Source organism: candidate division WOR-3 bacterium, assembly GCA_039802205.1.
In the GTDB taxonomy this organism is placed as follows: domain Bacteria; phylum Hydrothermota; class Tepidihabitantia; order SM23-42; family JAOAFX01; genus JAOAFX01.
In genome coordinates, this window is sequence record JBDRWD010000078.1 from 1 (window position 1) to 10,571 (window position 10,571).

General features: G+C 33.6%; 18 protein-coding genes. 8 read left to right on the top strand and 10 right to left on the bottom strand.

Annotated features, from left to right (window positions below; translation table 11 throughout):
* On the top strand, positions 1–209 hold a 209-nt coding region (locus ABIL39_11560), incomplete at its 5' end, for a hypothetical protein (protein MEO0166760.1).
* Positions 210–243: 34 nt separating this feature from the next.
* On the opposite strand, the gene ABIL39_11565 is transcribed toward ABIL39_11560, so the two are convergent.
* Complete coding sequence (locus ABIL39_11565) at positions 244–435, bottom strand: hypothetical protein (GenBank protein ID MEO0166761.1); 192 nt, start codon at positions 433–435, stop codon at positions 244–246.
* A gap of 107 nt (positions 436–542) precedes the next feature.
* Between ABIL39_11565 and ABIL39_11570 the strand changes: the two genes are divergently transcribed.
* From ABIL39_11570 to tnpB, 7 genes are all read left to right on the top strand, one after another.
* The gene (locus ABIL39_11570) at positions 543–905 is read left to right on the top strand and encodes a hypothetical protein (protein ID MEO0166762.1); all 363 of its coding nucleotides are present in this window, start codon (positions 543–545) and stop codon (positions 903–905) included.
* Between the two features lie 28 nt (positions 906–933).
* Positions 934–1,428 carry a hypothetical protein gene (locus tag ABIL39_11575; GenBank protein MEO0166763.1) on the top strand — a complete coding sequence of 165 codons (495 nt, stop codon included), beginning with the start codon at positions 934–936 and terminating at the stop codon, positions 1,426–1,428.
* A complete protein-coding gene (locus ABIL39_11580; protein ID MEO0166764.1) occupies positions 1,422–1,694 on the top strand; it encodes a hypothetical protein in 273 nt (90 codons plus the stop codon). The genes ABIL39_11575 and ABIL39_11580 overlap by 7 nt, the downstream gene beginning before the upstream one ends.
* Positions 1,695–1,716: 22 nt before the next feature.
* Positions 1,717–2,037, top strand: coding sequence for a hypothetical protein (locus ABIL39_11585; GenBank protein ID MEO0166765.1), 321 nt, complete (start codon positions 1,717–1,719; stop codon positions 2,035–2,037).
* A gap of 231 nt (positions 2,038–2,268) precedes the next feature.
* Positions 2,269–2,490 (top strand): hypothetical protein, encoded by a 222-nt coding sequence (locus ABIL39_11590; protein ID MEO0166766.1) that lies wholly within the window; start codon positions 2,269–2,271, stop codon positions 2,488–2,490.
* 93 nt (positions 2,491–2,583) lie between these two features.
* Positions 2,584–2,796, top strand: coding sequence for a hypothetical protein (locus ABIL39_11595; protein MEO0166767.1), 213 nt, complete (start codon positions 2,584–2,586; stop codon positions 2,794–2,796).
* Positions 2,797–3,100: 304 nt separating this feature from the next.
* Entirely contained in the window at positions 3,101–4,297 is a 1,197-nt protein-coding gene (gene tnpB / locus ABIL39_11600) for an IS200/IS605 family element RNA-guided endonuclease TnpB (protein ID MEO0166768.1), read from the top strand.
* Between the two features lie 25 nt (positions 4,298–4,322).
* On the opposite strand, the gene ABIL39_11605 is transcribed toward tnpB, so the two are convergent.
* The 9 genes from ABIL39_11605 to ABIL39_11645 form a co-directional block, all read right to left on the bottom strand.
* Positions 4,323–5,435 carry a hypothetical protein gene (locus ABIL39_11605; GenBank protein MEO0166769.1) on the bottom strand — a complete coding sequence of 371 codons (1,113 nt, stop codon included), beginning with the start codon at positions 5,433–5,435 and terminating at the stop codon, positions 4,323–4,325.
* Positions 5,436–5,464: 29 nt separating this feature from the next.
* Positions 5,465–6,028, bottom strand: coding sequence for a hypothetical protein (locus ABIL39_11610; protein ID MEO0166770.1), 564 nt, complete (start codon positions 6,026–6,028; stop codon positions 5,465–5,467).
* Between the two features lie 2 nt (positions 6,029–6,030).
* The gene (locus ABIL39_11615) at positions 6,031–6,480 is read right to left on the bottom strand and encodes a D-Ala-D-Ala carboxypeptidase family metallohydrolase (GenBank protein MEO0166771.1); all 450 of its coding nucleotides are present in this window, start codon (positions 6,478–6,480) and stop codon (positions 6,031–6,033) included.
* A gap of 76 nt (positions 6,481–6,556) precedes the next feature.
* On the bottom strand, positions 6,557–6,847 hold the full coding sequence (locus ABIL39_11620) for a hypothetical protein (GenBank protein ID MEO0166772.1): 291 nt from the start codon (positions 6,845–6,847) through the stop codon (positions 6,557–6,559).
* A gap of 23 nt (positions 6,848–6,870) precedes the next feature.
* Positions 6,871–7,953 carry an alkaline phosphatase family protein gene (locus ABIL39_11625; GenBank protein ID MEO0166773.1) on the bottom strand — a complete coding sequence of 361 codons (1,083 nt, stop codon included), beginning with the start codon at positions 7,951–7,953 and terminating at the stop codon, positions 6,871–6,873.
* Complete coding sequence (locus ABIL39_11630; GenBank protein ID MEO0166774.1) at positions 7,950–8,219, bottom strand: hypothetical protein; 270 nt, start codon at positions 8,217–8,219, stop codon at positions 7,950–7,952. The genes ABIL39_11625 and ABIL39_11630 overlap by 4 nt, the downstream gene beginning before the upstream one ends.
* 47 nt (positions 8,220–8,266) lie before the next feature.
* Positions 8,267–9,040, bottom strand: coding sequence for a hypothetical protein (locus ABIL39_11635; protein ID MEO0166775.1), 774 nt, complete (start codon positions 9,038–9,040; stop codon positions 8,267–8,269).
* The gene (locus ABIL39_11640; protein ID MEO0166776.1) at positions 9,037–9,714 is read right to left on the bottom strand and encodes a hypothetical protein; all 678 of its coding nucleotides are present in this window, start codon (positions 9,712–9,714) and stop codon (positions 9,037–9,039) included. Before ABIL39_11640 ends, ABIL39_11635 begins: the two co-directional genes overlap by 4 nt.
* Positions 9,714–10,571, bottom strand: an 858-nt coding sequence (locus ABIL39_11645) for a phage neck protein fibritin (protein ID MEO0166777.1), incomplete at its 5' end; no start/stop codon positions are given. The genes ABIL39_11640 and ABIL39_11645, both read right to left, overlap by 1 nt.

Here is a 10,571-nt window from a genome sequence, read left to right on the forward strand (position 1 = left end):
AAAGTTCAGTAAGGTCTAAAACTTATAAAAGTGATCTGTTAGAAATGCTTGAAAGATATTTATTTTTTCTACCTGAATGCAAAAATAGCCACCAAAGAAATTCAATCCTTAATGAAGTAGATAAACTACGGGAAAGGATAGCACACAAAGAAAAAGAATTAAAAATAATAAAGTTTAAAACGATGACAATTGAAAGTTGTATCAACTAATTAAAAAAGCCCCTATTAATTTAGAGGCTTTTTTTTAATCCAAAATTTCTTCAATCGAACAATCGCAGTATTCCGCAATTGATTTTATACGATTGTAATCAGCGGTCAAGTCTTTAGAATTAACTATGTATTGAGCCGCTTGGGGGCTTTTGAGGTTTAAATGGTCTTTTAATCCATATACGCTTAAACCTTTCTTCTTTAATTGTTGTTTTAATTTTTTATTCATACTTGCAAATGTACAATAATTTTATGATAAAAAAAAGTTTGTTTATAGTTTGTTATTAAAAAAGATTTTGTATATTTGTCTCAAATAATAACACTAAAATTTATATTATGAATTACAATGAATCATACATCGTAAAAGACCACTTCGAAAAAATAGGGTTTAATGTTGAATTGGAATGTTCAAAATCATCTGATTACGTTACTATAAGCAACGATAACAAGTATGGAATAGAGTTAACAGTTAGATTTTCTGACCACTATCCAATGACTGGGCGTTCTGCTTGCGCTGATTTAGACTATGTTATTCCAAGTTTAAAAAGTAAATTTGAAGGTAAGTTTGAATGTAATATTTCAATAGATGAAGACGGAGATATAAGTTCTGATGAGGTTGAATTTGATAATGAAGAAGATAGAGATAATTATATGTTAAAAGTTATCTTAAAGGAGATTTCTGATAATATAGATTTTTAAAATTAATAAATAACCAAAATTATAAATTATGAAAACACTAACAACACTATTAATATTATTAGTTACAAGCGTAACTATTGGACAAGTACAATTCGGCAAGAAAGAAAGTTTTGCATTTTCGGCTTATGTAGATCCGAATGCATCAATAAAAGAAAATGGACTGGACATAGGAATAGACATTGAGTACAGAGGGGCAATGTATGCCAAGTTTGGAATAGAGAGTTTTGCCCAACTTCCAGGAGGTTACTTCGACATTCATGGGGGTTATGGTCTACGTCTTACATACGGTCATTTTGAGAACCTTGCAACGTATGCAGGAGGTAGAATGGGTGTAGCATTTAGGAACGGCGCACCTAACCCGATTGCTGGATTTGAGGGCGGTGTTGATTATACATTTGATAGCGGGTTATTAATCGGTATTAATGGCAGTTATATTTTCAGGGGAGATATGAAATCTATGGGATGGGATGAGATATGGAGAGAGAACTTTTATATTAGAGTTGGGTATTCTTGGGATTGGTAACGGACGAGTATAAACAACGTAACGATATGGAAAGAGAAATTTGGGAAATAGTAAAAGCATTGGATGAAAAGAAACTAACTGCAATTGAAGCGCATAAAAAGCTATGTGGTTTATATATTGTTAGCGGTAGTTCTTTGCTTAATCAATGTTTAAAAGAGCAAGAAGAAATAGTTAGCTCACCGATTAGATTCACTGGTATTCATATTAACAAACTAAAGCAAGTATTCCTTAAAAATGGAATTGAAGCTGACGAACTCGGTTTTTAAATTATAGTAAAAACATAAAATTATGAAAAGAAATATAAGCGAAACACCCGAAAGATGGGTAATATTAAAACTACCAAACAATTACTATAAAGTTTTTGGAACTTGGGCTGGTGGTTATTTAGATGGTGATAAATGGAAGTTAAACTCTGGAATTGATAAAGTAGAACAAGACGAAAACTTTTATTATTTTATTGGATTTAGTGGAAGTTGTTATAAGTGTCACAAAAAAGGATATGGAACAGCAACATCTTACGGATTAGGTATTTTAAATAAAATAATAGAACAAGGAAATGGTCAGATTGAACTAATGGAAGATGGTGGTGATTGGTTAAATGTGGTATAACGTATCGGTGCTATACGATGTGGTGGATTTTCAGCAGAAAGCCCAATACGAAGCACCAAAGTTTAATTAAGTACAAATGTTTAATCGAAGCACGTCAGCCGCCATATTGTATAGCACTTGTTAGCGGTTCGTGCTTCTCAAATCTGAATGAAAAAAATGGAATACATAGACGATTTAAGTTGGTCAAATATTGTCAATTTGATACAACACGAAGAAATTAAAGGAGCTGATTTGCTTAACACCTGCGCAAACGAACTTGAAGAAGTTAGAAAAGAAATTGCCGAACTTGAAAGCAAAGTAAACCGAGTAAAAAGCCGTGAGAAAACATTGCTACGTGCAAGTTATGATGTAGCAAAGCACCTAAAGAAAGAACTACCATTAGCAGTTCAAAGGCAAGGTTATATTGTCGTATTGTCAAAAGAAAATTTGTCAATTGAACGGAATGTCATTTAGCATGACCGCTAACGTTTTGGTATATGGTTAGTGCCGTGTAAATAACACAGACTTTAAAATTAAAAACAGAATTAATAATTAAATATTTTAAAAATGAATTGCAATGATAAATTAGTTTGCTTATTAGTAAGTAAAAAAAGGTGTACTATAACTGAAGAAGGTATATTTATTAAAGAAGGGAAATCAACTAAAAACGCAGTAATTAAAATAAGAGGAATGGTTGTTCCTAAAGGAATTAATATTGAAGATTATAGACCTTTGTATGTGAAAAAAGAAACCGTAGAACACCTGCCTTTTTTTAATTAAAATATTTAATTATGGGTAAACAAGCACAAACGATTGAATTAATCACGGAACCAGGCATTAACTATATACCGTGTTAGCAAATCGTTTTAATGTTTGCTAACACCTGTATAAGTTAAGTGCGAAGCATTTAATTTATACTTTGTTATCAGCAAATAAACTAATAAAGTACATTTATAAGTAGGAGCGTAAAACCCATTCATCGCTTTTTCAGCGTGGGTGGGATATAAGCGACTACTAACCTTGGCTTAAATAATAAAAAAAATATTTGCATAACTTATACTATTCACGTATATTTGCATAAGAAATGAAGAAAGTAAATAAAACATATAAATTCAGGATATATCCTAATGCTGAACAAGAAGAGAATCTTGCTAGGCATTTTGGGCATTCTCGTTTTGTGTATAATTACTTCCTCAATCAAAGAAAAGAACAGTATCAGAAAGATAAAAAGTCTGATAATTATTATGTTCAATCTGCCACCCTGACAAAACTAAAAAAAGAAGAAGATACAAAGTGGTTAAAAGAAGTAAATAGCCAAACACTGCAGTTTGCCTTAAAATCTTTGGATAGTGCATATACTAACTTCTTTCGTGGCAACGCAAAATTTCCAAGGTTCAAATCACGTAGAAATAAAAATAGCTTCACAGTCCCACAATCAGGCAAAATAGTTGATGGAAAACTAAACATACCTAAATTCAAAGATGGTATTAAAATAAAGTTACATAGAGAAGTTAAAGGTAAAATTGGTAAGATGAGTATTACCAAAACACCTACTGGTAAATATTATGTTTCAATTTTCACAGAACAAGAGGCTGATGAATTACCAAAAACAAATAGACAAGTTGGTATCGACCTTGGTTTAAAAGATTTTGTGATTACTTCCGATAATAAGAAATTTAAGAACAATAGATACACAAAAAAGTATGCTAAACAATTAAAGAAAGCACAACAGCACCTTTCTCGTAAGCAAAAAGGAAGCAATGGTTTTGAAAAACAAAAAATCAAAGTTGCCAAGATACACGAGAAAATTGCAAGTTGTAGATTAGATACCTTACATAAAGTCAGCAAAGAACTTGTTGAATCTTATGATTTAATAAGTATTGAAGACTTAAACGTTAAAGGTATGATTAAAAATAGAAAACTATCCAAACATATTGCGGATGCAAGTTGGGGTAACTTTGTAACCTTACTTCAATATAAATGTGATTGGTACGGAAAGGAACTTGTAAAAGTCAATAGATTTTTTCCTAGTTCAAAGACCTGCAACGAGTGTGGATGGATAAATCAAGACTTAAATCTTTCGATTAGAGAATGGACTTGTAAAAACGGTCATAAATTAGACCGTGATTTGAATGCAAGTCAAAATATTCTTAAAGAAGGTTTAAAAATATATGGTGAGGAACTCGCCATTACAAAGGTGGAGAGAAAATCAGACGTTAGTAATAGCGCATACTCTGTGAAGCCCGAAGCCAAACCCATCGGCTCTGCCGTGGGTGGGTAGTTCACAAGTTGATTAACTAATGGAATTAGAATATATGTGTCAATCTGGCGACTTGTCCGTTATCTTTTGAATGAATAAAACCTTCTACCGCTTTAGGCGCACCAGAAAAGCCATTTCGATGATGCCAACTATCTGTACCGCTAGGGCTTCTTAAACTCTCAACCGTAACTCCCGCAAAGTCTTTTGATGTCTTATGGTGTACGTGGTGTGTATAAATGTATCTATGCTTAACACTACTCCAATCTTTACTTTCGTGAGCCATCAACAAAGGCAAATCTTGCATTTTTGCCCCGTCCCCGTGTGTAGTTCCTATCAAATTGTTATGGTATTTATAGTATTTTCTATGTGAAATATCGCAATCAAAAGTAATATTTTTACAGTCCTTAAAATACGTTTGAATTACGTCGGCTAAAAAGAAACCATTTGTATAATCGTGGTTTGACGGGTTAAAAGTGAAGTGAACATCTGCAACCGACAGCAATATTTCTAATACATCAACATAAAGTTTTTTAGCGATTAAGAAATTAGTGTACCACATACCATCAGTATCTTGTGGCGTTCCACTTGTAGTTGTTCTTTTTGGCGTGTCTATGTGTAGTATATCGTTACCACCTATAAACAGTATTTTATCAATATTAAAGCCGTTAGACTTGCTTAAAATACCCCTGACGCCCTCCAAAACTCTTCTAACTGCTATTTGATTGTTATAAGCGTCTCCGCTTTCAAATGCTGATGCAAGTTTACCTATATGAATGTCGGCTGGATCAACTACTAATAAATGTGAATCGGGGTGTTTTTCCCTTTCTAATTTCTCAAATTTGGGAGTATATTTTTTAATGTCTTTTAATATCTCATCTCTTAAATCTAAATAAGTTTTTTCAACCTCGTTAACGTATAATGGATTTTTAACAAAAACACTTTCTTTTTTAGTCTTTTTCCATAGATGTTTAACCGTGCTAACATCTACTTCTAACTTGTTACAACTATCTATAACACCCTTTGAACGTGCTTCTTTAACTTGTTGCCATTGGTGCTTGTCTATCATATAGAGTGACTTATCTCGCCCCTCTTGCTTCTTATTAAGTTTTAATCCAAAAGAAGTAGCCTCTTGGTCGGTCAAGCGTTTTCTAACTTTCATATATGATTGGTTGGTTTTAACAAATATAGTTATAATTTAAAACCTATTGTTATTGAAGCATCAATTTTATTAGTGAAGTTGTTGTAATTAGCACCCGCCCCGATTAAGATTTTGTTGTTCATATTATACATTAAACCTAACTCAGGATTAAACGTGTTGTTAACTGGGTGTTTTCCATAAATAAATAAACCGCTTGCATTAATCGTTTTAGTGCGTTCTATTGTCTTTATTTCCTTGTTGTAATGAATTACGCCCTGAACATCTAATAATTCTCCTGTGGTCGTTATTTGCAAGTCTGCTGATGAGTTATCTGTCTTTATAGTAGTTTCGTATTGATTTGCATTAATTGTACTATCATTTTGCCTATCTCGATAAATTATAGTGTCTTTACCTTTTATTGTTTTAGTTTTTTCGACATAAACTTTTTTAGGTATTTCTTTTATGATTGTGTTGTTAATAGTATCGGTAACCTTAACTATTTTAACCACTTCCTTTTCCACTATTTCAGGCTCAGTATAAGTGCATTGTTTGAGTATTGCAAATAGTATTATAATTCCTATGATAACCCACCATATATCTATTTTCCTTTTCATATCTACTTTCTAAAATCCCACCTTGCTCTAGTTCTTCTGTGGTCATAATGAACAAAGCTGTTATAAATACCGATACCACCTTGCAACATATCTCCGTTATTTATCAAACTTTCGATAACCTTTGCTAATCTTTCAGTTGTATAACCCTTAACACGTATATCTGCTGCCTTTCCTAATAGATGTTGACTGTTTGGACTACCCCCCACTTTTTTGTTATGGCTTGGCGACCTATAACCGCTATTTATGTAAATAGGTTTACCTATATAATTTCGTAACACTTGTAATTGATTAGCAAGTTTCTGTACATTTTGCAATACATCGTCTGGCATTTCTGAGCCGTCTTTACTGTCAAACTCGCTCTTGTGAAAGTCTTTGGTTAGTTGCATAGGAAATATTTTAGTAGTTTTAAAATCAATATACTTTTTTATCCACTCAAAAATTGGTAGTATCATAATTTTATGTATATTTACACCGCTGACATTTCTATATCAAATTAGCCCTCTAAAACGTCATCACGGAGGGCTTTTTTTATTGGTGTTTCTTCTTATAATCTTCAAAGGCTTTCTTCAGCCGATTGTAACGTGCTTCCATTTCCTTAAACTTCAAATCGTACTTAGCTTCCAACTCCTTTAAATTCGCATCATAACGTGTTTTTAAATCGTCTAAAGCCGCCTGATACAATTCCATAATATCTTTATGGTTTGATGTTTCTGCTTTTTTAATTTCTTGGTTTCTCTTGTTTCTCTCGTAACCCCAAGCACCAGCACCTGCGCCAAGTGTTAATATTTGAGGTAAATATTCTCTTAGAAAATCATTCATTTTTATATTGGGGTTTTGGTTGGTTATAATTCTATAGCTTCTGCAATTTCGTGATCGGCTTCGTATTGAAATCCTAAAATATTTGCCATTGTTTGCGCGAGTTGCTCGTTATAGTATTGCTTTTGCTCGTTAACTATTCCTTTGTTTGTGTAAGGCGATATTAAGATAAACCAAGTTTCATCCGCTCCCTCTGTATTTGAACTGTGCGCCCCCCAGCTCGAACTCCCTCGCCCGTGGTCTGTTGTTATTAATATAGTGGTGTTGTTAGCGTACTGCGGATGCGTGTTAACAAAATCTACTAAGTCCTTGATGTAGACCCCTACATTCCTTGCAGCATTGGTATAGTCGTTCCAAATTCCATTGTGTGCAAATAAATCAGTCATTGCAAAGTAGAAATACATAACTTTAGGGTTATCAATTTCTAAAATGTTTTTCCCTAATAAGTATAAAAGTAATTCGCTTAACTCATTATTTTCTCCTATTCCACCACTTCCGAATTGATGTATTAAAGGCGTATAATTATCTATTTCACTAATTGATTTTTCTAATAAATATAAATACTTCTCATTGTGTATAGTTTCAGAATTAAAAATAGTTTTATAATCTACGCTAAAAACATCCCCTCCGCTATAAATATTAGTAGGTGTATAAATAGGAAAGTATGCTGCATCAGGGCGAAATAAAGGTACTGTGAAACCTCCAACACTTACCACTTGCACATTATCGCTATTATATCCTCGTTGCTCGTTAATATATTCTAAAACCGTTTTATGTGGGTTTCTTATTGGATTGTTACTTAATATCCCCGTTGTATTCCCTGTGAATATTTCGTGGTAGCCTGGATAACTTATATTAGTAGGATTAGCGACGTTTACCTTGTTTCCTACATTCCTATTTCCGTATAGATTACCAATAGTGCTTAGATAATCCCTATCAAATACGTCTGCATCTTCAAAAACTTCTTGCCATCTTAGACCGTCTAGTGTGATGACAATTAGATTTTCCGTTGTTGTATTTTGCGGTCTGGATTGCTCTGTTTCAGTTAGTTCAGTTGAGCAACTATAAAAAGCCGTTGCAATTGCTAAGATTATAAATAGTTTTTTCATAAAATCAATATTTGCGAAATCCAAATTGCTATAAACCCACCTAGAAAAGTTGCTAATCCGTCTGCAATTTCTGCCGTCCCTTTTCCAAGTAAGTAATCAATTATAATTTCTTTGCCTATTGCTACAATTAAGACAATAAATAAAGCCCATTCATAAGTTATAAATAGGTTTAATAATAATCCTAAAAGCAATCCCACGATAAAATGAAGTAGTTTATCTTTAGGGATGTTTACGATTGTTTGGTATATTCTTTTTAAAATTTTCATATTATTTGTTTTAAGTTTTCACTAATTATGATGTTGCTACCTCCATATTAATTAGTTAATACTGTTCTACCTTTACTTATTAATGATGATACTGCTGAGGCACTCGCAGCTGTTGGACTTGCAGCACCTGTACTACGTAAATCAATCGTACCTCCTCCTGATGTTGTGTTGTTATCAATATCAATTAGAATGTTGTCTATATCTGTTGGATTTGACAATTCGCCTGATTTTAATCTTATATAAAAATTTACAAAACCTGACGATAGTAAGGAGTATGTGTATGTGAATTGATTAGATATTAAATACAAGGTAGTAAGTAATGATAATCCACTAACCCCACTCATATCTCCAGTGAATTGATTACTATTTAATCGTAATGTAGTAAGTAACGTTAATCCAGTAACGCCAGTCATATTTCCTGTGAATTGAGTGCTATATAAAAACAAGTAAGTAAGTGATGTCAAACTAATAACGCCACTCATATTTCCTGTAAACTGATTATTTTGCAACCACAAGGAATCTAAATTCGTGAAATTAACTACATTTGTAAAATCGTAACTTCCAGTACTTGAACGCAAATAGCTAACATCCCCATATATTATAACGTTACCAATAAACGATGAAGCGTAAGTGTGTGTTCTGAAAACTCCTGAATCACTCGGATAAGTTTCTAACGTGCCATCTCCCCAATTAATAGTCCAATCGCTATTATCCACCGTTGCAATTATCATATTCGCAGTTGTACCGCCATTGAATGGTAGGATAGCGGATTTAATGGGTGTGATTGAACCTCTCTTAATATTTAATAATCTTCTTTTCATCCTGTATAAATTTCCCATCCATAAACAGACGGTTCCCATATATTATCATCAACTACCGAAATCCATACTTGCCCGTTATGATTTACCTTATCTCCTGTTTGATACGCATCGTGTGAACCTTGTGGCTGTACCCAATCTAATATCTCACCCTCTTGTGCTATCCTCACAAATAATGCGGGTACGTCTTTTGGCTGCCAATTCTCTTGGCTTTCGTGCGCTTGTACGCATTTATACAATACTAATTCATTTTCAGCATTAAAGTGTTGACACTTAAAGTCTAAAGTATAGTAAAATGGATGTGTCCAAGTTGGATATAACCCCTGATTATTTAATGCTTCGGTATCTGGTAAGGCTTGCACTTCATTTTCAACTTGAACTTTTAATTTCTCTTGAATTAAAACCTCTTTTTGTGCTTCTGAATTAGCCAATATTTCAGCTTGTATTTCTTCAATAGTTTTATCGATTACCTCATATGTGAAATAGTCGTTAACCTCGTCAAAATAAATACCTCCTTTGCGTTGAGTTTCGGTGTTATAAGTTGGTTGCACTACATCCCTAAAACCATCATCATAATGCACTTGTGCGTCTGCTAAGTGATAGTTTAATATGTTATTCCAAGTTTTAGGAATACTCCCAAAAAGTTTTATTTCGTTGTTTAAAATAATTCCAATCATTATGAAGAAAGATTTTGAAGTGAGTAAATAATATCGTCGTTATCGCCATCAATGCAACTTACAACTAAATGGTTTCTAACCGTTCCATCGTAAGCGTCATTACTTGGCAATGCTTCCCAATACGCTGGTAATGTTAGCACTTGGTTTCCTGAGATAACCAACTCAATAACCTTTGTTTCTGTTCCTGTTGGCAGGTTAGTATCGGTTAGTGTAGTTGCACCTGTTAAAGTAAACTCAAATACTTTATAGGCATCCCAATCTAAAGGAGTTGAACCCGTTACACTTGCGTCTGTTAGTCTTGTGCCTGTTATTTCTTCTTCTTTTGGGAAAGTTAAAACAGGATTTTCAGGGTCTGTATTATCAACCCCATCGCCTGTAACGGTTTGAACTCCACTACTTGGAATAACTACCTCGCTCCAAGTTTCATCTTTTCTAGCATATTGTTTGCCGTCACTTGGCGCATCTTCTATAGCTCCAATTTCGCTAGCTGTTGGAAATGTCATTACAACATCTTCAGGCGTTCCGCTTACTCCATCGCCTGTAACAGATTGTACGCCGCCAGTGACCTCTTTTATCTCAACCCATTCGTTACCGTTATACTGCCAAAATCCTAATACACTACTCCCATCAAGTTGAGCGTAAAAATCCCCTAATTCAAAAGATACGGGAGGTGTTATAAATGGTGTATCACTTCCGTAGTGTATCGTTATACCACCGTTTGATAAGTTGTTAACCTCGTTTATTGCATCTACTACACTATCTTTATTAGTTGTAGTAAGGTCGTTTAAATCGCCTATAAGGTCATTTGGTTGGTTAACCATTGCTTCAAGAATAGGACGTAAAACATCGGCAGTAAT

Coding starts and splice junctions, on each gene's coding strand:
- ABIL39_11565 (MEO0166761.1), bottom strand. CDS start 435: ATGAATAAAAAATTAAAACAACAATTAAAGAAGAAAGGTTTAAGCGTA.
- ABIL39_11570 (MEO0166762.1), top strand. CDS start 543: ATGAATTACAATGAATCATACATCGTAAAAGACCACTTCGAAAAAATA.
- ABIL39_11575 (MEO0166763.1), top strand. CDS start 934: ATGAAAACACTAACAACACTATTAATATTATTAGTTACAAGCGTAACT.
- ABIL39_11585 (MEO0166765.1), top strand. CDS start 1,717: ATGAAAAGAAATATAAGCGAAACACCCGAAAGATGGGTAATATTAAAA.
- ABIL39_11595 (MEO0166767.1), top strand. CDS start 2,584: ATGAATTGCAATGATAAATTAGTTTGCTTATTAGTAAGTAAAAAAAGG.
- tnpB (MEO0166768.1), top strand. CDS start 3,101: ATGAAGAAAGTAAATAAAACATATAAATTCAGGATATATCCTAATGCT.
- ABIL39_11605 (MEO0166769.1), bottom strand. CDS start 5,435: ATGAAAGTTAGAAAACGCTTGACCGACCAAGAGGCTACTTCTTTTGGA.
- ABIL39_11610 (MEO0166770.1), bottom strand. CDS start 6,028: ATGAAAAGGAAAATAGATATATGGTGGGTTATCATAGGAATTATAATA.
- ABIL39_11615 (MEO0166771.1), bottom strand. CDS start 6,480: ATGATACTACCAATTTTTGAGTGGATAAAAAAGTATATTGATTTTAAA.
- ABIL39_11620 (MEO0166772.1), bottom strand. CDS start 6,847: ATGAATGATTTTCTAAGAGAATATTTACCTCAAATATTAACACTTGGC.
- ABIL39_11625 (MEO0166773.1), bottom strand. CDS start 7,953: ATGAAAAAACTATTTATAATCTTAGCAATTGCAACGGCTTTTTATAGT.
- ABIL39_11630 (MEO0166774.1), bottom strand. CDS start 8,219: ATGAAAATTTTAAAAAGAATATACCAAACAATCGTAAACATCCCTAAA.
- ABIL39_11635 (MEO0166775.1), bottom strand. CDS start 9,040: ATGAAAAGAAGATTATTAAATATTAAGAGAGGTTCAATCACACCCATT.
- ABIL39_11640 (MEO0166776.1), bottom strand. CDS start 9,714: ATGATTGGAATTATTTTAAACAACGAAATAAAACTTTTTGGGAGTATT.